This window comes from Aphanothece hegewaldii CCALA 016, from assembly GCF_003007785.1.
Lineage (GTDB): Bacteria > Cyanobacteriota > Cyanobacteriia > Cyanobacteriales > Microcystaceae > Chroococcus > Chroococcus hegewaldii.
Map to the genome: position 1 here is coordinate 1 of NZ_PXOH01000023.1, position 21,168 is coordinate 21,168.

17 protein-coding genes, 2 tRNA genes and 1 pseudogene are annotated in these 21,168 nt (G+C 40.0%); 6 read left to right on the top strand and 14 right to left on the bottom strand.

Features of this window, described 5'->3' with window-relative positions; genetic code table 11:
- Positions 1–3,962 (top strand): beta strand repeat-containing protein (locus tag C7H19_RS26850; protein WP_146136542.1); only part of this gene is annotated, 3,962 nt, incomplete at its 5' end.
- Positions 3,963–4,182: 220 nt separating this feature from the next.
- On the opposite strand, the gene C7H19_RS17720 is transcribed toward C7H19_RS26850, so the two are convergent.
- From C7H19_RS17720 to C7H19_RS17740, 5 genes are read right to left on the bottom strand one after another with little or no spacing between them, the layout of a single operon-like run.
- On the bottom strand, positions 4,183–5,256 hold the full coding sequence (locus C7H19_RS17720) for a sulfate/molybdate ABC transporter ATP-binding protein (RefSeq protein ID WP_106458259.1): 1,074 nt from the start codon (positions 5,254–5,256) through the stop codon (positions 4,183–4,185).
- A gap of 29 nt (positions 5,257–5,285) precedes the next feature.
- Positions 5,286–6,098 (bottom strand): sulfate ABC transporter permease subunit CysW, encoded by an 813-nt coding sequence (cysW, locus tag C7H19_RS17725; RefSeq protein WP_106458260.1) that lies wholly within the window; start codon positions 6,096–6,098, stop codon positions 5,286–5,288.
- Positions 6,088–6,948: a sulfate ABC transporter permease subunit CysT gene (gene cysT / locus C7H19_RS17730; protein ID WP_106458261.1), complete on the bottom strand. Its 861-nt coding sequence runs from the start codon at positions 6,946–6,948 to the stop codon at positions 6,088–6,090. The genes cysW and cysT overlap by 11 nt, the downstream gene beginning before the upstream one ends.
- A gap of 18 nt (positions 6,949–6,966) precedes the next feature.
- Positions 6,967–7,299 carry an NIL domain-containing protein gene (locus C7H19_RS17735; RefSeq protein WP_106458262.1) on the bottom strand — a complete coding sequence of 111 codons (333 nt, stop codon included), beginning with the start codon at positions 7,297–7,299 and terminating at the stop codon, positions 6,967–6,969.
- Between the two features lie 22 nt (positions 7,300–7,321).
- A complete protein-coding gene (locus C7H19_RS17740) occupies positions 7,322–8,395 on the bottom strand; it encodes a sulfate ABC transporter substrate-binding protein (protein WP_106458263.1) in 1,074 nt (357 codons plus the stop codon).
- Positions 8,396–8,574: 179 nt separating this feature from the next.
- On the opposite strand from C7H19_RS17740, the gene C7H19_RS17745 reads away from it, so the two are divergent.
- The 3 genes from C7H19_RS17745 (at position 8,575) to C7H19_RS17755 (ending at position 9,615) form a co-directional block, all read left to right on the top strand.
- Positions 8,575–9,366: a cyclic nucleotide-binding domain-containing protein gene (locus C7H19_RS17745; RefSeq protein WP_106458264.1), complete on the top strand. Its 792-nt coding sequence runs from the start codon at positions 8,575–8,577 to the stop codon at positions 9,364–9,366.
- 73 nt (positions 9,367–9,439) lie between these two features.
- A tRNA-Tyr gene (locus C7H19_RS17750) sits at positions 9,440–9,524 on the top strand.
- A gap of 19 nt (positions 9,525–9,543) precedes the next feature.
- Positions 9,544–9,615, top strand: a tRNA-Thr gene (locus tag C7H19_RS17755).
- 77 nt (positions 9,616–9,692) lie between these two features.
- Here C7H19_RS17755 and C7H19_RS27225 read toward each other — a convergent pair.
- From C7H19_RS27225 to C7H19_RS26535, 3 genes and pseudogenes are all read right to left on the bottom strand, one after another.
- Positions 9,693–10,019: pseudogene (locus tag C7H19_RS27225) on the bottom strand (IS1 family transposase).
- 6 nt (positions 10,020–10,025) lie between these two features.
- Positions 10,026–10,160 (bottom strand): hypothetical protein, encoded by a 135-nt coding sequence (locus tag C7H19_RS27050; protein WP_281261730.1) that lies wholly within the window; start codon positions 10,158–10,160, stop codon positions 10,026–10,028.
- A gap of 26 nt (positions 10,161–10,186) precedes the next feature.
- Positions 10,187–10,495, bottom strand: a complete 309-nt coding sequence (locus C7H19_RS26535; protein ID WP_219907678.1) for an IS1-like element transposase — start codon at positions 10,493–10,495, stop codon at positions 10,187–10,189.
- Between the two features lie 1,047 nt (positions 10,496–11,542).
- Between C7H19_RS26535 and C7H19_RS17765 the strand changes: the two genes are divergently transcribed.
- Positions 11,543–12,235: a lipid-binding SYLF domain-containing protein gene (locus C7H19_RS17765; protein WP_106458265.1), complete on the top strand. Its 693-nt coding sequence runs from the start codon at positions 11,543–11,545 to the stop codon at positions 12,233–12,235.
- A gap of 252 nt (positions 12,236–12,487) precedes the next feature.
- Here C7H19_RS17765 and C7H19_RS17770 read toward each other — a convergent pair whose 3' ends face one another.
- Positions 12,488–13,657, bottom strand: coding sequence for an MFS transporter (locus C7H19_RS17770; RefSeq protein ID WP_106458266.1), 1,170 nt, complete (start codon positions 13,655–13,657; stop codon positions 12,488–12,490).
- Between the two features lie 233 nt (positions 13,658–13,890).
- On the opposite strand from C7H19_RS17770, the gene C7H19_RS17775 reads away from it, so the two are divergent.
- Complete coding sequence (locus C7H19_RS17775; RefSeq protein ID WP_106458267.1) at positions 13,891–14,355, top strand: Spy/CpxP family protein refolding chaperone; 465 nt, start codon at positions 13,891–13,893, stop codon at positions 14,353–14,355.
- A 279-nt stretch (positions 14,356–14,634) separates the two neighbouring features.
- Here C7H19_RS17775 and C7H19_RS17780 read toward each other — a convergent pair whose 3' ends face one another.
- The 5 genes from C7H19_RS17780 to C7H19_RS17800 all read right to left on the bottom strand — a co-directional run bounded on the left by C7H19_RS17780 (position 14,635) and on the right by C7H19_RS17800 (position 21,063).
- On the bottom strand, positions 14,635–16,341 hold the full coding sequence (locus C7H19_RS17780; protein ID WP_106458268.1) for an SLC26/SulP family anion transporter: 1,707 nt from the start codon (positions 16,339–16,341) through the stop codon (positions 14,635–14,637).
- Positions 16,342–16,502: 161 nt separating this feature from the next.
- On the bottom strand, positions 16,503–16,745 hold the full coding sequence (locus C7H19_RS17785; RefSeq protein ID WP_106458269.1) for a hypothetical protein: 243 nt from the start codon (positions 16,743–16,745) through the stop codon (positions 16,503–16,505).
- 35 nt (positions 16,746–16,780) lie between these two features.
- The gene (locus C7H19_RS17790) at positions 16,781–19,978 is read right to left on the bottom strand and encodes an efflux RND transporter permease subunit (protein WP_106458270.1); all 3,198 of its coding nucleotides are present in this window, start codon (positions 19,976–19,978) and stop codon (positions 16,781–16,783) included.
- A 40-nt stretch (positions 19,979–20,018) separates the two neighbouring features.
- A complete protein-coding gene (locus C7H19_RS17795) occupies positions 20,019–20,423 on the bottom strand; it encodes a hypothetical protein (protein ID WP_245927613.1) in 405 nt (134 codons plus the stop codon).
- A gap of 400 nt (positions 20,424–20,823) precedes the next feature.
- Positions 20,824–21,063: a tellurite resistance TerB family protein gene (locus C7H19_RS17800; RefSeq protein WP_106458272.1), complete on the bottom strand. Its 240-nt coding sequence runs from the start codon at positions 21,061–21,063 to the stop codon at positions 20,824–20,826.
- Between the last annotated feature and the right edge of the window lie 105 nt (positions 21,064–21,168).

A 21,168-nucleotide genomic window follows, 5' to 3' on the forward strand; every position in this document is an offset into this window, starting at 1 on the left:
GAGACGACACAATTAATGCAGGAACAGGCAATGATACCATTGATGGTGGTGTGGGCAACGACCGATTAATTTTAAACTTTTCGGCTGAGAGTAATGACATTAACCTAACCCTAAATACAGGATTTGTCTTAAGTGGTATCACTAATGTTAGTAATATCGAAAGCTACAATATTACATCAGGAAGTGGCAACGATAGTATTATTCAATCAGGATTGATTAATAGTGCAGTTTATCGAGCCAATGATACTATTAATGGTGGTGCAGGCAACGATACATTAAATGCAGGTTTAGGCGATGATAATGTTTCTGGTGGTGCAGGAGATGACCTACTCATCATAGACTACTCAGTCGGTGATACAGGGAAAGGAATGTATCTGTCTACCAGCAACAGTACAGAAGGTTCTTATAGTGGGCAAGCCTATCGCCAAAACAGCAATAATACCAGTAATCTCGATTATATTTCCTTCAATGGCATCAACCGCTTACAGGTGACAGGCACTAGCAAAAATGATACCCTCACTTCGGGGTTAAACAACGATACTATTGATGGCGGTGCGGGTAATGATAACATTGATGGCGGTGCAGGTAATGACAGCTTAGTTGGTGGAGATGGTAACGATACCATTGCTGGAGGTGATGGCAACGACAACATTACTGGAGGAGATGGCAACGACAGAATTGAGGGCGAAAATGGGAACGATACTATTGATGGCGGTTTAGGAATTGATACTCTAATAGGTGGCGCTGGAAATGATACTTATATTGTTGATACCACAACCGACACCATCACCGAAGCGGCTAACGCAGGAATAGATACTATTAATGCCAGTATTACCTTTAGTATAGCTACACTCGCCAACATCGAAAACCTCACCTTAACGGGTACAGATAACATTAATGCTACAGGCAATACTAACAATAACGTAATTACTGGAAATAGTGGCAATAATCGACTTGATGGCGGTGCGGGCATTGATACTTTAATAGGTGGTGATGGCAATGATATTTATGTGGTCGATACTACTACAGATATCTTGACAGAATCGCCGAATAATGGTAATGATACCGTCGAATCTACTATTACATTTAGTCTAGCAGCGATCGCAAATGTTGAAAACCTAACTCTAACAGGTACAGACAACATCAACGGTACAGGAAATACCCTCAATAACCTTATTACAGGAAATAGCGGTAATAATATCCTTGATGGTGGAGATGGTAACGATACCCTTAATGGTAGTACAGGAATAGATACTTTATTAGGTGGTACGGGAGATGATATTTACATCGTCGATACCACAACCGATATCATCACCGAAAATGCTAACGAGGGAACTGATACCATTAGTACAAATATAACATTTAGTCTAGCAGCGATCGCAAATGTTGAAAACCTAACTCTAACAGGTACAGACAACATCAACGGTACAGGAAACACCCTCAATAACCTACTCACTGGAAATAGCGGTAATAATACTCTATCTGGTGGAGATGGTAACGATACCCTTGATGGTAGTACAGGAATAGATACTTTATTAGGTGGCACTGGAGATGATATTTACATCGTCGATACCACAACCGATATCATCACCGAAAATGCTAACGAGGGAAATGATACTATCAGTGCCAATATAACATTTAGTCTAGCAGCGATCGCAAATGTTGAAAACTTAACCTTAACGGGTACAGACAACATCAACGGTACAGGAAACGCACTGAATAACGTTATTACGGGAAATACTGGCAATAATATTCTTGATGGTGGCGCTGGAATAGATACGCTCATCGGCGGCACGGGAGATGATACTTACATCGTCGATACCACAACCGATACTATTACCGAAAATGCTAACTCTGGAACCGATACAATTAATGCCAATATAACCTTTAGTTTAGCTGCACTGACCAACATCGAAAACCTAACTCTAACTGGTGCAGGTAACATCAATGGTACAGGCAACAATAACAATAATGTAATTGTTGGAAATAGCGGTAATAATACCCTATCTGGTGGAAATGGAATAGATACTTTATTAGGTGGCTCTGGAAATGATACTTATGTAATTGATACAACAACCGATACCATCACCGAAAATGCTAACGAGGGAACTGACACCATCAGAGCTAATCTTAGTCTAAGCCTTGTTGGTTACACAAATATCGAAAACCTGACCTTAACTGGTGCAGCAAATCTAAATGGTACAGGAAACACTCTCAATAATGTTATTACAGGAAATACTGGTAATAATACCCTTGATGGTGATACTGGAATTGATACCCTCATCGGTGGCACTGGAAATGATATTTACATTGTAGATACCACAACTGACACTATCACTGAAAACGCTAACGAGGGAATTGATACAATTAATGCGAGTATTACCTTTAGTCTAGCAGCGATCGCAAATGTTGAAAACCTAACTCTAACTGGTACAGATAACATTAATGCTACAGGAAACACCCTCAATAACCTTATTACAGGAAATAGCGGTAATAATATCCTCGATGGTGGTGGTGGAATAGATACTTTATTAGGTGGTACTGGAGATGATACTTACATCGTCGATACAACAACCGATACTATCACCGAAAACGCTAACGAAGGAACTGATACAATTAGTGCGAGTATTACCTTTAGTTTAGCTGCACTGACCAATATCGAAAACCTAACCTTAACTGGTACAGATAATATCAACGGTACAGGAAATACCCTCAATAATGTTATTACAGGAAATAGCGGTAATAATACTCTATCTGGTGGAGATGGTAACGATACCCTTGATGGTGGTGGTGGAATAGATACTCTAATAGGTGGTACTGGAGATGATACTTACATCGTCGATACCACAACCGATACCATCACCGAAAACGCTAACGAGGGAACTGATACAATTAGTACAAATATAACCTTTAGTCTAGCAGCGATCGCAAATGTTGAAAACCTAACTCTAACAGGTACAGACAACATTAATGCTACAGGAAACGCCCTCAATAACCTTATTACAGGAAATAGCGGTAATAATACCCTTGATGGTGGAGATGGAATAGATACCCTAATAGGTGGTACGGGAGATGATACTTACATTGTCGATACCACAACCGATACTATCACCGAAAATGCTAACGAAGGAACCGATACCATTAGTACAAATATTACCTTTAGTTTAGCTGCACTGACCAACATCGAAAACCTAACCCTAACAGGTACAGACAACATCAACGGTACAGGAAACGCAGTAAATAACCTTATTACGGGAAATACTGGGAATAATATTCTTGATGGTGGTACTGGAATTGATACCCTAATTGGTGGTACTGGAAATGATACTTACATTGTCGATACCACAACCGACACTATCACCGAAAATGCCAACTCTGGAACCGATACCATTAGTGCGAGTATTATCTTTAGTCTAGCTGCACTAACCAACATTGAAAATCTGACGCTCACTACCAATAAAAACCTCAACGGTACAGGAAACGCCCTAAATAACGTAATTACGGGAAATAATGGCAATAATCTGCTTAATGGCGGTGTTGGCAATGATACCCTAACGGGAAATAACGGAAATGATACCCTAATCGGTGGAACTGGAAATGATATTCTTGTTGGAGGAACTGGAAATGATAGTCTAACTGGTAACGCTGGACAAGACTTCTTTGTTTTCAATGCACCCACCGAAGGCATCGACTTAATTACAGATTTCTCCTTGACAAATGATAAGATATATGTATCGGCGGCGGGTTTTGGTTCGGGTTTAATTGCTAATACTGCGTTGAATGCGAATCAGTTTACCATAGGTACGGCTACAACCACGGCCGACCAACGCTTTGTTTACGATTCCAGTACAGGTGCATTGTTCTTTGATGCTAATGGTAATGTTTCTGGTGGCGTGACTCAAATTGCTACACTGAGTACAGGTTTAGCCATGACGAGCGCTCAGATTTTTGTCACCGTTTAATTCATTAATTGTAGGGGTTTGGTACAGTAAACAGTAATCAATCAAAAAAACTTTCATACTGATGACTGATTACTGAAAAGGTTTGGTCTATTTTACCCTCATTTTTACTGGGTTTGGAGACATTACTTGTAAAGACGCGATATATCGCGTCTCTACAGGATATCGCGTCTCTACAGGCTAATTTGAGATTATTTGGAGCAAAAAGACCAAATCCTTACAACTAACCATTAACCGTTAATGGTTCACTGGTATAAGCATTGCTTTTTGGATCAACAAAATAGCGAGCATGACGCGGTTTAATATAGACAACTTGTCCGAGTTCAACCGGTAAGTGAGCAAATTTTTCTCGACTTATATTAGCTAAAATTTCACGCCCGTCAGGTAATTCTAATTCGACGAGAATTTCCCAACCTAAATGAATGATCCGTTTAACGATCGCAGGTTTGTTTTGAGCATCACTTTCGCAATGAATTTCGAGATCGTGGGGACGGATAAATACTTGAGTTTGCGACGGATGAACATTAGGAAGAATAGTATCATGTTTAGCCGAAGCATCTAATAAACCGACTGTACCTGGGAGAATATTAACTTCACCAACAAACTCCATCACAAATGAGGTAGCGGGATGATCATACACTTCTTGGGGTGAGCCTACTTGTTCAATTTTGCCATGATTCATCACAACAATTTCATCAGCAACCTCCATCGCTTCCTCTTGATCGTGGGTCACAAAAACACTGGTAATATGGACTTCATCGTGTAAGCGTCGTAACCAGCTACGGAGTTCTTTACGGACTTTTGCATCAAGAGCGCCGAAAGGTTCATCTAAGAGTAAAACTTGGGGTTCAACGGCTAAAGCACGTGCTAGAGCGACTCTTTGGCGTTGTCCTCCTGATAATTGAGAAGGATAGCGATCGCCTAAACCTTGTAATTGAATGAGTCCGAGTAATTCCTCTACTTTATTTTTAATTTGTTTAGCGGGATGTTTGCGAATATCTAAACCAAAAGCAATATTTTGACGGACGGTTAGATGTTTAAATAGGGCGTAGTGTTGGAAAACAAAGCCAATGTTACGTCTTCTGATATCTAAATTAGTCGTATCTTGGCCATTAATAATAATTCTTCCCATATCGGGCTTTTCTAAACCAGCGATCGTTCTGAGTAAAGTTGATTTTCCTGAGCCAGAAGGCCCTAGTAAGGCGACTAATTTACCATCGGGAATAGTTAGATTAATATTGCCCAAAGCTTGAAAAGAGCCAAAGTTTTTCGATACTTGTTGAATTGAAATACTCATGATTTTAACTTCCTAAAAAATGTTTAACTTTACGAATGTTTTGTATTACGTTTGAGAATGTCTTGTAAAACGAGAGTAACAGCAGCTAGTAAAGCCAGAATTACGGCAGCACTAAAAGCGGCTTCTGTTTGATAGTTTTTATAAGCTTGTTCAACAAAAATGGGTAATGTTGCCGTCCGACCTAAAATACTGCCAGAAACAACGGAAACCGCACCAAATTCGCCCATTGCCCGCGCATTCGTTAAGAGAATACCATACAACAAACCCCAGCGAATATTCGGCAAAACAACGCGCCAAAAAACTTGCCAGTCATTCGCTCCTAATATTCTTGCTGCTTCTTCTTGTTCGGTGCCAATTTCTTCTAAAACCGGTAGAACTTCACGAGCAACAAAAGGTAAAGTTACAAAAATAGTAGCGATAACCATTCCGGGTAGAGCAAAAATAATTTTAGTTCCTGTTGCTTCTAACCATCCTCCAAACCAACCATTGCGCCCATAAAGTAAAACAATCATTAACCCTGCAACCACTGGAGAAATGGAGAAAGGTAAATCAATAATACTCATGAGCAAAGCACGTCCTCGAAATTTATTGCGAGCCAAAAACCAAGCAATAATTAAACCAAAAACGGTATTTAATGGAATGGTAATAGCAGTAATTATTAAAGTTAGTTTTACTGCTTCAATAAAGTCTCTATTTTTAACCGCTTCAATAAAAGCACCAAACCCTTTATGAAAAGCTTCGTAAAAAACAGCGATCGCGGGAATAAATAAAACCAGACATAAATATAATATTGCGATGGTAATCAGAATAGTTGATGACAGCTTATTTTTACTAGACTGCATAACGTCTTCCCCACTGTTGTAGAAGATTAATTACTAAAAGCAGTACGAGTGAGACGATTAAAAGAAATGTTCCGATAACAGTTGCTCCCGCATAGTCATATTGTTCTAATCTTTGGAAAATTAAAACGGGTGCAATTAAATCTTTAAAAGGAATACCCGAAGAAATAATCACCACTGAGCCATATTCCCCAACTGCTCTAGCAAAACCGAGAGAAATTCCTGTTAAAATCGGTGGAATTAAAGGGGGTAAAACGACTCGCCAAAAAGTTTGAGATTCAGTTGCTCCTAATGACCATGCTGCCTCTTCAACTTCTATTTCTATTTCTTGTAAAACGGGTTGTAATGTTCTTACAATAAAAGGCAAAGAAATAAAAAGCATTGCCACAAATACCCCTAAACGAGTGAAAGCAATTTTGATGCCAAATGGGGCAAAAAGTTGACCGATCCAACCTTTTTCACTATAAACTGTTGCTAGGACTAAACCTGCTACAGAAGTGGGCAAAGCAAAAGGTAAATCGACTAAAGCATCGATCGCTTTTTTTAAAGGAAAATCGTAACGAACCAATACCCAGGCAACCAATGTACCTAAAATACCATTAATTGCGGCTGCCAAAAGTGCTGTAACAAAAGTAACATTATAAGCAGAAAGAGCAACAGGACTGGTAGCAATTCGCCAAAATTCTGAGGGTCCTAATGATAGAGATTTAGTGATTAATGCAGTAGCCGGTAAAAAGAGAATAATAATGAGATAGAAAATACTAAGTAAAAACGGCCAAGGAAGATTGTTATTTTTCGGTTTACCCACTGGTGATTTAGTTAAAAATGACTGAATTTGCGAAACAGATTCCATTTGTTTTTTAGGCTCTCCTTACCAACCATCAGCTAAAGTATTTTCTTCATACCAAATCTCAACTTCAAGATCAGTTAGATAGGTTAAGGCACTATCAATATCTTGAGAAGTTCCCTGAAGTTTTAGATCAAACCAACCATCATTTGGTTTATTTGAACCTAATAAAGCAGCCACAATACTGACTTCTATATTATACTCAGAGATTAAGCGAGAGATGAGAGGTTCTTGGGTGTATTGTTGGGGAATTCGGATTTTAATCCGTCGTTCAGTCTTGCGATTTTTATCAGACTGATCTAACTCTAAATCCAAAAGATTATTATTAACGTGTTTCCAATCTGGAGAAAGACTCATGATAGATTATCCTCATTAATATTTAAGATTTATTTAGTTTGTTCATGATTTTGTCAAAAGTTGCATCATCTTCAAAAAATTCTTGTTGAATTTTGCTCCATCCCCCTAAATCTTTGACTGTAAATAAGTTTTTGACTGTGGGATATTTGCTGGCGAATTCTTTTGTAACTTCTGTATCAACGGGACGGAAACCTACTTGAGCGAATTCTCTTTGTGCTTCAGGAGTATAAAGAAATTGCGTAAAAGCTTCGGCTACTTGACGAGTGCCATGTTTATCGACATTTGCATCAACAACCGTTACTGGATTATCGATCGAAATGTTATAATCTGTCGGCACAACATAAGGAACTTTTTCTCCTTTCTGCTCGGCTAAAAGAACTTCATTTTCGTAGTTAATTAAGACATTTCCTTGTCCTTGTTTATAAAAAACATCGCTTGCTTCTCTAGCATCTTTTGGTAAAACTGGCGCATTTTTTAAGACTTTTTCAATAAAAGTAGTGGCTTGTTGAGGTGTGCCTCCAGCTTGTGTAACCGAACCCCATAAAGCTAAGAAATTCCATCTCGCCCCCCCAGAAGTTTTCGGGTTTGCGGTAATCACTTTGATATCATCTCTTGCTAAATCTGACCATTTTTTAACGTTTAATTTGCCATCTCGTTCGACCAAAGCAGCGACGGAACGATGTACGATCGAATCATTGGGTAATTCTTTTTCCCAACCCGGTTGAATGAGTCCTGCTTTTTCAATTTTTTTGGTATCTAAGGCTAAAGCTAGAGCCACCACATCCGCTTCAAGTCCATCTATGACAGCCCTAGTTTGAGAACCTGAACCTCCGTAACTTTGCTCAAAAACGACATCTTGTCCTGTTTTGGCTTTCCATTGTTCGACAAATTTTGGGATGATTTTTTCGTAAGCACTCTGTGTCACCGCATAGGATACCAAGGTTAGAGTAACAGGTTTAGTAGAACTGGTATTCGTTGCACTCTGACTCGTCCCTGCATTTGGAGTACTTGTATTTGGGGAACTACAGGAGATTAACATTCCCCCCAACAGAGAACTCATCAGTACCACACTGACCATAGATGAGGGTTTCGTCATATCTAGCAATCTCCTTTCGTGTTGTGATCCGTTTTCAAGTAGCTTATTTTACATTTGTGTTTTAATACTAAACGAAGTTAATAAAAATTACAATACATTCGTAATTTAACTTTGATTCAATCTCGAAGAGTAAAAAACTTGTGGGAAGATTGAAGAGAAGACCGCATAGACACATAATTATGGCCAAAGCCAGCAAGAAGCAAAAACTAAGCCCAGTAGAGCAGTTGACTCAGCACAGTTTTTTATTTAGAGGACTAGATAGTGGTTGGTTATCGGGCTATTTACCCCCCGAAACCCTGAAAATTGAAACCCTCTTTTCTAACCGTCCTGTATACACGGCTTTTTTGCCAGACGAAAATTTAGATGTGTTGTATGTCATTTTGGATGAGGGGTTAGTGATCGTGCGGAGTACTCCCCTGGATCGGATTATTGCGATCGCTTATCCTGGGGGATGTTTTGGCATGAGTAGCTTACCTTTTAGTTATGGGTTGGCTAGTCGAGCTTTTCCTTGTCTCGTCGAGTCTTATAAGACAACTCATGTCATCAAAGTCCCTTTAGTAGCCATTGAGCAAATTTATTCTTCAAGTGAGGTTTTTCAGGAACGTTACCGATTACTCTTTGAACTAGAACAAAAATTCCACTATCATCTACTCAACTGTAGTACTTATCCGCCGCAAGCTGTCGCCACCTTACTGAGAGCTTTAATTTATCAAGAACGAGAACTCGGTAATCAACCCAATGAGTCTAATATATATACTTTTGATTTACCAGTAGATGTGATTGCTCGTGCCTGTCAACTCAATCAACGAACTGTAGAACAAGTTTTAAAGGGAATGCAGCAAGTCGGTTTAATTGAGTCTAACAAAAGCAATGACTCATCAACCGATCTAGTTCAAGTAATTGATCCCGATCGCTTAAAAGAAGTCTATAGCTCCACTCGTGATAAGGTTTCTTGGTGGCCATTGCGTTAGTCAAAAAAAAAATATTCAAAAAAGCTTTGACTTTCTGGGCAGCTATGCTAATATTATTAATTGTGACATCAATGGGTCGATGCCCGAGTGGTTAATGGGGGTGGACTGTAAATCCACTGGCTACGCCTACGCTGGTTCAAATCCAGCTCGGCCCACCAAAATTAAATTAATTTTTATGCCCGTGTAGCTCAGTGGTAGAGCACACCCTTGGTAAGGGTGAGGTCATGAGTTCAATCCTCATCACGGGCTTATCCTAGAACCTGGTTAGAGAGCGGGTTTTTACAAGATAGGAAATCTGGTGATGTTGTAGATTTGTTATTAAGCTTCTAAACATTGATGCCAAATTCATAGCGATTGATAAACAACCCTATTACCAGATCGTGCATCTCTTCTGAGCGATAAAAACCGATTGCCTTGCGTGTCTTACTCTTAATTATTGTTCTTAGTCTGATGTGTTTTTCTTCTATCTTTTGTGTCTTTCTTTTGTCAATTTCATGTTGCTCTGCTGGTAGATTTCTCTAGTAAGCACCCCAGCCATCTGTACAATATTTTTTGATGCCAAATGGCTCTAATAATTTCTTCAATTTCAAGAACACTTCATCCTTTCTGCGTCCAAATACATAAGCTAATACCTTTCCTGTTACTCGGTCAATGGCGTGTCACAACCATATCTGATTCTTTTTACTCCCGACAAAACTCCACATTTCATCGAGTTCCGATTCTTCAATTCCTGCGCCTTGATTTGCTTTTTCTTCTCTCACTTCTTCAGCCTTTTCTATCCGCCTAACTTCCACCTCCACTTCTTCACACTCTAGCTGATTTAAGAGTTTTTGATTGACGGCTTCAACGGTTGAGGATTTTTTTTTAATTCTTTAATCACCGTTGAGGTACTAACTCCCAAAGTTCGTGAAATATCTCTTACTCCACTCCCATTAAAAGTCATCTCTAAAATCTGTTTCTTGACTTCGGGATTTCTTCCAGGGTAGTCTAGTTTCAGGCTGAAGGTCAGATGTGGGCATTCAAAATTACAGCATCGGTAACGGGTTTTGCCATTGTAGGAAGAGCGTCCATGTTTGGCGATATCAGTGCTGTGGCAGTAAGGACATTCGACAGGTAGGAAAACTGGCATAATTTCTAAAAAACTGGATAATTGATCATCCTTTAATTATAGCTCTATTTGGCTCAATTAACAAATCTGCAACATCACCCTTTTCAGTAATGTCATACATTAAAATCGCAAGTTGTAGCGGATGTAAAAACAATAGAAATTCTCTGTACTGCATATGGAAAGGGAAGAAATCATGATTTTCAAATTTAGAAAAACAGCAAAAAAAAAATTGTTAACCAGATAGAATGTTTAGCCTATAAAAGATATCAAGGAATTCAAAATATTTATAAAAATAGTATAATTGCTCACAAAAAAAAGCGAAATTAAAACTTAAATTTAGAGCAATAGCAGTTCAATCGAAAATTAGCGATAGAAAGAATTGTTATTGAAAATATTCATCTTATGCTAAAAATATTTAGAATTCTATCATCCCGATATAGAAACAGAAAAAAACGGTTTAGTCTAAGATTTATTTTGATTGCTGGTGTTTACAATTATGAACTTTTTTTTGCACAAAAATATGAGAGTACCTAAAACTTTTGCAGGAGATCTAATCAAATTGCTACACCTGGAAGTCACCCTTCAATTTGGGCTAGTTTTGTTCTGGTTGGCAACTGGTCGTGATGAGACAAACTTGATGTCATAGTAGTAAAGCTAAAAATAGAAGGCAATTTTTAAGCTGTATTATACAAGCTTTTTGACGAGTATTAAAGCATTCATGTCGAGCTAATTTAAGTATGAAATTAAAGAACAATCAATAAATTCTGTCAATACTAATCTAATAATAAAAAACTACACAAATTGCATAAGACGATTTTATAAAAAAGTATGTTAAAGATGATTATTTTTAATGCTCGTCAAATTATTATTATTATTTAATAGATAACATTATACTATTTAATTAATGTGTTTTGATAAAATTTTTAATTTACTTTTTGTAATAAATTGACTATTGAAAGCTCTGAAAAATTTATCTACTGTTTTTTTTTGTTAAGAATATTCTGACTAATAGATAAATGTTAAAATATTAAAACTGAAAAGAATGTGAAAACTAACAAAAGAGGTTTTATGAACTTGCAAAAAACTTTGGCCTTAGCTTTAACAGCCACAGTCGTAACTATCTCAATTCCTGCCGCCCTAGCCAGTCAACAGGATGCGATTAAAAGTGTCGAATCAGCAAGACAAGTGCTGACCAATGAAAAAGCTGAACCCCAGCATCAAATTCCTCAATCGGTGCTGCAAAAAGCCGTAGCGATCGCCATTATTCCAGATGTAGTTAAAGCTGGATTTATCTTAGGCGGAACTCGTGGTGCGGGAATCTTGGTCGTTAGAAATAATAAAGGAGAGTGGAGTAATCCTGCTTTTGTCACTTTGACGGGGGGAAGTGTTGGCTTACAAGTTGGGGCGCAATCGAGCGATGTCATTATTGTTTTTAATACCAAAAAGAGTCTTGAGAAAGCCCTAGCTCAAGATTTTCAGTTGGGAGGAAGTGTGACTGGAACGGCAGGCCCGACAGGAGCGTCCCCAGTAACTGGAACCTCGACGCTTTCTGATGTCTACACCTATGTTCGCAATCGGGAAGGATTGTTTGGTGGGGTTTCTCTAGAAGGAACTAAATTGGAAATGGATAACAGTCGCAATGCTGAATTTTATGGAAAACCTGATATTACAGCCCAGCAAATTTTCGCAGGCTCGCTCGTCGGTACCCCCGAGTCAGCAGCAAATATGAGGCAGACCTTAAACCTTTATGCGCCACGATAATAAGTCTCTTGAAACAGAAGATGGATGGCTCTAGATGCCCAGGCTCGACTTTAACCATTAAATGGTATGGGAAGTCAAGCCAAGCGTCGAGTCTATTTCCTTCCTGCCTATTCAATCCCTGACAACATGGCTCGAATAAAGCAGTAATCGACGAGCTAACGTGACTCTTTTCCAGTCGCGTTTTGAGTTGTTCGTTGGTCTGAACCAGCTAATATGTTTTTAGAATGGCTCCGACTCTGAGCAAGTAGGGATTCACTGGTAAATTGCTCGTCGTAAGCTCATTAGAATTAATCCACAAATCAGCATTAGTCCTCCAGCAAGAGCGTAAGTTATGCCTAGCCCAACCGCTTGACTTACAGGCTGAGTGACTAAAGGTGAGAGAAATTGTCCTAAATACAAGAACATTGTCGAGCCTCCTAAAGCTCGTCCTCTAACTGCATCAGAAACTTCAGAAACAATCCATAAATTTAGATTGGGTCTAAGTAATCCTAAACCTACACCCGTAAGCGACAGTCCAACCAGTACTAATTCATATTGATGGGCTAGGGCAACAAAGATATAGCCTAATCCCTGCAAGCCAAATACCAGTATCAGAATGCTAAAAAAATCTAAACGCTTCTTAATTGTGCCGTAGAATAAGGATGACAAAGCACCAAACAGAGTAGTCAAGGCAAGTGCTAAACCACTTCTACTTGCGTTAGCCTTAACTAAATCTTTAAGGTAAAAAGGCAACTGAACAGGAATCAGGTAAAAAATCATTTGAGTTAATAAAGCTACGCCGTAGAGAAATGCTAATAATTTGATAGGAAACGCTGTATTCGATATATTCTCTTCATTATTTGAAGTAATTGTAGATTCTGGCTCGGTAATTGTCCATAGGATTAGAGGCAACAGCAGCCAGGCTAAAAAATAGATTAAAAACGGATAACGCCAGTTTTGATCAGCCAGAAAGCCACTAAGACTAAGAAAGAGTACGCCGCCAAATCCCATAAATGATACTTGCAAGCCAAGAAACGATCCTCTAGCTTGTCCCTTATAATAGTCTGCGATCAATGTAGTGCTAGTGATAATAATGCCTGCCACCGCTAAACCTAAAAATGCCCGACCTATTAAAATATCAAACAATGAGTTAAGGACAAAACCAGACGTACCAGCTAATCCATACAAAGCTACCGAAGTCACTAAAAGCAGTTTGCGTCCAAAATAATCAACCAAAATCCCTGCAATCAATGAGCCAATAACGATAAACAAGGCGGGTAAAGTTAGTACTAACTTAATCCAAAGTGTTGCATTGCTGACTTCATTAAAGTATTCCTGCATTGCTGGTAGGCAAGGTGCGATCGCTGCTGCCATCACGCTTAGTGTACTAACCAGTAAAAGTGTCACTTTCGTTAGCCAAGAATTGTAATTTGAATGACTCATAATGTATTAGATGATGAATTGTACATTAGTTTTAATTATTATGTACTGTCCTTAAATCTCCACTTATTATATTGAACGATTGAAGGATGAAGAAAAATAATTGATGAATGCTCATGTGTTCATAATGGTTAAAAAAGACATTTTATTTTTTATAATTAAAATTTGTAAATTAAATATTTACAAGACCAGCATTTGCTCTTACAATAAATTCGATTTATAGACATAAATAAGAAATGAAGATTCTTAACAATTCTATTCGATTATTTTCCGTCGTTCTCTCCTTTTCTGTTTTTAGTATTGCTGGTGTTTCCGCCGTTACTCCTTTTGAAACTTCTTCACAATCAACTGAACCACTCTTAGCTCAAACAAACACAAATAACACAACAACGCAATTAACAATTAAGCCACCGTTAACATCGGAACAGAAGGCCAAAGCGAAAGTGATTGACGCTAAGTATCAACCCTTGATTCAAGCTGCCGCTAATAAATATAGAAAAAGTATGCAGGAATTAGAAGCGATTATTGGAACTAATCCTTCAGATGAGGTAATACGGAGCAAATATAATCAAGTTAAAGAGGATAGAGGTGAACTGACAGATTTGCTTATCGAGAGCTTGATAGAAGTTCGAGGAATCTTAACTCCAGAGCAACAAGCTTCTTTATCTAAAGATATACGTCGCTTACTTGATACGCAATAATTTGTGTGATTCACATCCATCGTTACCAATATTGCGATTAATATCTTATCTTTTTCTAGAAAGAGATAACGTCAAGATTCAATCTCTTCTCTTCAATGGTGTAGAATCCTGTAGCCTGACCACAGTGAAGTAATATCCCGTAGCTTGCTGCGAGAATGTTCATTATTTAACACGCAGCTAAAGTAGCGGTCTATCGAAATTCTGCAAATTTTATACGTGGAGTCAACAACGTGATACACCAAACTAAAGACTAGATGAAAAAGGCTTCATGCCAAAAGCTCAAATCAATCCATGACGAGTCTGAAAATCTTGGATTGCTGTGGGTAGAGTTGGATAAATTCGCTCTTGAGCGATCAAATTGACTAAACCCGCTTTTTTAAATTGGAAATATAAATCTTGTTTCACGCACGCTATGACAAAGATGATATGTCGCTCAGTTAATTCTTGATGTAATTCTTTTAACATATCAACAGCCGTTATATCGATTTCAAGAATCGCCTCCGCGTTCAGTAAAAACCATTCTACTGGGGTAGTCTCCGCGTTGATTGCGTCTATTGCCCGTCGTCTAAAGTTTTCCGCGTTAGCAAAGCAAAGTGGTGCGTCGTAGCGATAGATCACTAACCCTGGAATTGTTTTCGCTCCTTCCCAATCTTCGATATCGTGTAGTCCTGCTAAGTTTGGCACTTCTCCTAAAACGGCATCGTGCGGTCGCATCAGACGCGCAAATAAATCGATCACGGATAGGGCTACAGCAATGCCAACACCCACTAGAATATCAGTTGCTAGTACACCGATCAGGGTAATCATTGCTAGTCGGAATTCGCTTTTTTTAAAGCGACGTAATCGCTTGAACTCTGAGATCTCGATCAAACGTAAAGCCGCATAGATGACGATCGCTCCTAAAGCCGCTTTCGGAAATAGAGCAAGGATTGGTCTTAAAAACAAAAGTACTAAGATAACGATGACAAAAGCTACTAGAGAGAATACCTGCGATCGACTGCCCAAAGAATCGCCGATTGCGGTGCGACTACCACTGCTACTGACTGGAAATCCTTGCATCACTCCATTGCCAATATTAACCGTTCCTAGAGCTAGCAATTCTTGGTTAGCATCAATGCGATAGCCATTTTTAGCAGCGAACGCTCGCGCAGTCAACACATTGTCAGAATACCCAACTAGAGAAATACCGATCGCCGTAGAAATTAAATAGGTAATTTGCTGTAGTGAGAAGCCACTGGGTAAAGCTAAACTTGGTAAACCCGCAGGAATTTCACCGATCACAGCAATGCCACGCTGATCTAGATCGAATAGATAAACGGCCGATGTGGCTAATAGAACTGCCAGCAAGGGGCCTGGGGCATTTGGAAATCGACGCTGTACGACAAGCAGAAAACTTAGAACACAAATTGCCAGAAGCAACGTCGGGGGGTGAATCTCATTTAAACGAGCCAAGAATTCTCGAACTTCTCCAAAAAGCGATTCTGCTTCTAGTGACAGACCACTAATTTTACCCAACTGTCCAATAATCATGATTACGGCGACCCCTGCCATATAACCCACAAGAATCGGTTTAGACAGTAAATCGGCGAGAAAGCCTAATCGAGCGAAGGCTCCCACACAACAGACTATCCCCACTAATAAGGCTAGTAAGCTGCACAGACTTGCGTACTTACTAATATCCCCAGCGACAAGCGGCGCGATGGCGGCTGCGGTCATTACGGCGGTGGTAGATTCTGGCCCGACGGAGAGTTGTGGAGAAGAGCCGAGCAGAGTATAGATCAACATTGGTGGTAGGATCGCCCATAATCCTGCGATCGGTTGTACTCCTGCCAGTTCCGCATAGGCCATGCACTGAGGAACAAGATAAGCGGCTACTGTGATTCCTGCTAACATATCTCCCCGTAACCAAGAGCTTCGATACAAACGTAAGCGGTTCAACCCTGGTAGAGAGAAGCGGTTAGTAAAAAATTTTAATTGAGAAAACATCTTAACCCCTCAAATTGCGAGTAAAAAAATTAAAATATTAAGACGACAGCTAGTCTATTATCTCCAAAGGGATTTCTCCCTTTTTCATGGTGGATAACTCCCTACGGGCTGAAAATCGGCAATTTTATCCTAGCTCGATTAATTAAGGGAGGATTTTAAGTTTAAAAATCAGAGTCATTTTTATTTTGCTTCTGGGTTTGTTTAATTACGGCAAATCCAGAGCCAACGACAAATCCGATTCCTGCTCCAATCAAGGGATAGCTCCGATATAAATTCTGATAGAATTTGCTCTCAAAGCGCGTGCGATTCAAGTCGGGCTGACCGATGTAGGATATTGCCCAACCGAAAAGCCCACCGATTAGAGCAGTCATGATACCTGCATAGGTAATTACTAAATAGTTCATGTCATGTAGTCTCCATTTAAAACAAAATTTATTCCTTAAACTTCACGCTTTCCTGAGATTATTTGTCGCTCCAGACTTTTAACCACGATATATAGCACGGGCGCAACTCCTAAACTGAGAATGGTAGCGACAAGATAACCGCCAAAGCTTACCGTACCAATCGACCAGCGACTGATCGCCCCCGCCCCAGCAGCAGTCATTAGAGGAATGTAACCCACCAACCCTGATGACGCGGTCATCACGATCGGTAAAAAACGAGATTTTGCAGATGCGATCGCCGCTTTACTTAGGCTCATGCCTTGGCGTAGAAATTCGTTAGCCTGTTCCACGATCAAGATTGCGTTTTTACTAGCCATTCCGATTAGCATAAGCAGTCCCACTTGGGCGTAGATATCGTTATTGATCACTGGCCAGATACTACCCACCTGCAGCAAATTAGCTCGAAACCAAATCGCTACCATCGCCCCCAAAGCAGCTAGGGGAACGGTCAGCAAAATAATCGTCGGATCGATGTAGCTACCGTATTGAGCCGCCATGATCAGAAATACCAAGATAAAGGCTAGAGCAAAGATCGCCCCTGTTGCTCCACCTGCTGATTTTTCCTCTAGAGAGAGTCCCGTCCATTCATAACCGAAACCTGGATTTAAGACTTGGGCAGCAACTTCCTCCATAGCGGCGATCGCCTGTCCTGAACTATAGCCTGGTGCTGGAGTACCTTGAATCTTAACAGCTTCGTAGACGTTGTAGCGAGTGATAATTGGGGGCGAGTCAAACTCTTCAATTTCAATCAAGTTGTTTAACTGCACCAAGCTTCCCGTCTTGGAGCGAACGTAAAAAGACTTAATTTTCTCAGGGTTATCTCGGAAAGCTCCATCGGCCTGAACGTAAACCCGATATTGCTTATTATTCAGAATGAAATCATTAACATAGCGTCCACCCAAGTAAGACTGTAAGGTTCCGAACGCTTCATTAATATCCACATTCATTGCCTTAGCTATTTCACGATTGAGCCGAATCGCCATCTGCGACACACCTGGGGTAAAAGTAGTGGTTACTCGCTGGAGTTCAGGCCGTTGGTTAGCGGCGGCAATCATCGCATTAACGTTTTGTAACAATACGTCCGAAGGCAGACCAGCACGATTTTGCAGTTGAAATTCAAATCCTCCCGTAGCCCCAACGCCATCAACTGGAGGAACATTGGTCAGAAAAGCCTTAGAGCCAGTAATTTCATTTCGCAATCGCTGGTTTAGGGTATTGAGCAAACCGAACACCGACTGTTCTTCTGAGGTTCTGTCGGCCCACGATTTCAGACGGATGAAGAATAGATATTTGTTGTAAGCGTTCCCCTCCAGTCCAAACCCTGCTGCTCCTAGATAACTTTCGATTTCGGGATACTCATCTAAAATTTTGCTGACCAGGGCAACTTGCTCTTCGGAGTAATTGAGGGAAACGCTTGCGGGAGCCTCCCCAAGTAAGATCATCAGTCCTTGATCTTCTTCGGGAATAAATCCAGTGGGGACAATTTTTAACATCAAAATCGTGGCGATCAGACCAGCAACAAAAAAGCCCAGCACTAAGTAGCGCATTTTGACTAATACTTCAATCAGATGACTATACTGGCGAACTATCCAGCCAAATCCTCGATTGAACAAATTAAACAGCCAACCAAATAGAAAGTTAACAAGCTGATCGATCAACCCAGGTTCGGCTCCTGCGGGTTTCAAGAATAGAGCCGCGATAGTGGGGGAAAAAGTTAAAGCATTGAAGGTGGAAAAGACGATCGCTGCTGATAGGGTAATGGCGAATTGCCGATAGACAATCCCTGTCGTACCCGGGAAGAAGCATACTGGAATAAACACGGCTAACTGTACTAGGGCGGCAGTAATCGAGGGGGTCGCCAATTCATTCATGGCATCCACAGCCGCTTGTCGCGGACGCATTCCTTGATTCATCTTACTTTTAATCGCCTCTACGATCACCACCGCATCATCAGTCACTGTACCGATAGCGAGGATGATCCCGAACATAGTCAACTGGTTGATGCTAAAACCGAAGCCCAGTAGTACAGACATGGCACCGATCATAGCGACGGGCATCGCTAAGGCGGGTACAATGGTTGATCGCCAGTCTTGAAGAAACAGCAAGATCGTCAGGATCGCCATCACGATCGCCTGTAGCAAGTTGGAGGTTACATCTCGCAGGGAAGTTACTACAAACAAAGTAGAATCATAGGGAATCTCATATTTGAGTCCAGGAGGAAAATTCGCTGACAACTCCTCGATCTTTGCTTTGATCCGATTGCCTGTATCGAGAGCGTTAGCACCTGGTAGCTGATATAAAGCGATGCCTGCTGTTGGCTTACCGCTTATGTTCGCCGTTACATCATAGTTTTCCGCTCCCAACTCCACCCAGCCGACATCTTTAACTTTGGTTAATTGACCATTGTCTTGAGCTTGAATGACCAAGTTTTCTCCATCTTCAACAGTGGTAAAGCGGCTTTCGGCTTTCAACGGAATCGAGAAGGACTGGTTGGAATTAGTGGGTTCTTGACCGATGCGACCTGCTCCAGTTTGAATATTCTGTTCTCGTAAGGCCCTTTCTACATCCGATGGTGTCAGATTGCGGCTTGCCAGTTTAGCTGGATCGAGCCAGATTCGCATGGCGTATTTGCGTTCTCCAATGATCACAAGGCTACCGATACCAGGGATACGCTTTAGCTCATCGACCACGAACAAGTCAAGGTAGTTACTAATAAACTGCGTATCGTAAAGATAATTTCCCTCCTCGTTTTTTTCGGAATAAAACCCGTAGGCTAACAATAAACTGGGGGATGCGGCTTCTGTCGTGACACCTGTTTGTTTGACTACATCAGGTAGATTGGGTAAGGCCTGATTAACCCGATTCTGCACGTTAACTTGTGCAATGTTGCGATTAACGGCAACTGGAAACGACACGGTGATGTTAGATATCCCATCTGAAGCCGTATTAGAGGTCATATATTTCATGTCCTCTACGCCATTAATTTCAGACTCCAGAACGTCAGTCACCGTATCGACAGTAGTTCTCGCATCCGCACCAATATTGGTGGATGTGACCTGAATCTGGGTCGGTGCAAGTTGGGGGAGTTTTTCTAGGGGTAACAAAGGTAACGCAATTCCCCCAAGGAGTAGAATGAATAAAGAGCAGACCGTTGTAAGAACTGGACTACGAATAAATTTGTCGGAAACACTCATAGATCTACTACCTATCTGGAGAGCTTAGTTAAATGTATTCCTATTTGCAAGCCATGAGAGAGATTGTATAAGCGTTATTATTTGCTCCAGAGATATTGAAATTCACTTGATAAGGTTGTTTTTCTGTGGAAGATTGAAAAGGTAGAGTATAGGTTTCTCCTCTTTTCATCTGGACATTTTTTTGTAAAGCGGTACTAACCGATTGATCGCCATATTTGAGATTAATAGTAACCCCGTAAGTAGCATCATTTTCTGGTAACATTACTGCCTTAAAAGATGTAAACTTTTCACCTGCTGGAACTGCAAAATCCGCATTATAGTTTTTGCGTCCTACTGAATCAATTTTCTTGCGAATGTGTGTTTGATTAGTTGTAATTTCTTTTAGTTCTTGGCAATTTTTAGGAATTTGCTCCGATTGTTGATTCGTTTGAGCTACAACAGTCATTGAACTCAAACCAAAACCTATTAACAAACCAATTGATAAGTTTCTAAAATTTTGTGTTGGCATAATTTTAAAATTTGAGACGATTTATGTCATTAAATTAATCCTAACGTAATTAATAATTAGATTAAAATTGTAAACTTAATTTTTTACAAAATTTATTTTTTCATTTAACTTAAAAAGCAATTTATTGCTCTAACAAGTGATTAGTATTAAAGTCAGCTTTGAATTTAAATCAATGCTTTGCGCTCACTTGTGAAATAATAGATATAGATAAATCAAAGTTTTTGATTGTAGATTAATCACAATCAAAGTGTTGTTATGAATCGCTTGTGATGGGCAGCTTACTTCTTTTGTTATTGTCTATTTCTTTAATGAAATGAATAGCTCGATCAAACAAGTCTTAAATATAGTCAAGCGTTAGTTCTCCTTTTGAAACCTTTTCATTAATCAACGTTCTAACTAATTCCAATTCTTCAGCCATTACCTTACCATCGGCTCGCATGGTGGCGGAGATCCGATCGCGTTCACCTTTAGTAATGATGCCGTCAGCAATTGCCTGTTCGATGATCGCTCTGAGTTTTTCGAGTTCTTGCTGTTCTTCAAGTGTCAGTTCCCGTTGATGAGAGCGCGATGTATTCATAATAGTTCCTCCAGATGTCAGCGATACGAGTGCTACACGAAACTTGAGCAATCTTATGTTGATGAGCAAGCATAGGTGGATGCTTGAAAAACTAATGTGTTAAAA

Excerpts from the sequence above, each read along its gene's own strand:
- C7H19_RS17770 (WP_106458266.1), bottom strand. The coding sequence starts at position 13,657 with ATGAGTCATTCAAATTACAATTCTTGGCTAACGAAAGTGACACTTTTA.
- C7H19_RS17735 (WP_106458262.1), bottom strand. The coding sequence starts at position 7,299 with ATGAGTCTTTCTCCAGATTGGAAACACGTTAATAATAATCTTTTGGAT.
- C7H19_RS17745 (WP_106458264.1), top strand. The coding sequence starts at position 8,575 with ATGGCCAAAGCCAGCAAGAAGCAAAAACTAAGCCCAGTAGAGCAGTTG.
- C7H19_RS17740 (WP_106458263.1), bottom strand. The coding sequence starts at position 8,395 with ATGACGAAACCCTCATCTATGGTCAGTGTGGTACTGATGAGTTCTCTG.
- C7H19_RS17775 (WP_106458267.1), top strand. The coding sequence starts at position 13,891 with ATGAAGATTCTTAACAATTCTATTCGATTATTTTCCGTCGTTCTCTCC.
- cysT (WP_106458261.1), bottom strand. The coding sequence starts at position 6,948 with ATGGAATCTGTTTCGCAAATTCAGTCATTTTTAACTAAATCACCAGTG.
- C7H19_RS26535 (WP_219907678.1), bottom strand. The coding sequence starts at position 10,495 with ATGCCAGTTTTCCTACCTGTCGAATGTCCTTACTGCCACAGCACTGAT.
- C7H19_RS17720 (WP_106458259.1), bottom strand. The coding sequence starts at position 5,256 with ATGAGTATTTCAATTCAACAAGTATCGAAAAACTTTGGCTCTTTTCAA.
- C7H19_RS17765 (WP_106458265.1), top strand. The coding sequence starts at position 11,543 with ATGAACTTGCAAAAAACTTTGGCCTTAGCTTTAACAGCCACAGTCGTA.
- C7H19_RS17795 (WP_245927613.1), bottom strand. The coding sequence starts at position 20,423 with ATGACTGTTGTAGCTCAAACGAATCAACAATCGGAGCAAATTCCTAAA.
- C7H19_RS17785 (WP_106458269.1), bottom strand. The coding sequence starts at position 16,745 with ATGAACTATTTAGTAATTACCTATGCAGGTATCATGACTGCTCTAATC.
- C7H19_RS17800 (WP_106458272.1), bottom strand. The coding sequence starts at position 21,063 with ATGAATACATCGCGCTCTCATCAACGGGAACTGACACTTGAAGAACAG.
- C7H19_RS17780 (WP_106458268.1), bottom strand. The coding sequence starts at position 16,341 with ATGTTTTCTCAATTAAAATTTTTTACTAACCGCTTCTCTCTACCAGGG.
- C7H19_RS17790 (WP_106458270.1), bottom strand. The coding sequence starts at position 19,978 with ATGAGTGTTTCCGACAAATTTATTCGTAGTCCAGTTCTTACAACGGTC.
- cysW (WP_106458260.1), bottom strand. The coding sequence starts at position 6,098 with ATGCAGTCTAGTAAAAATAAGCTGTCATCAACTATTCTGATTACCATC.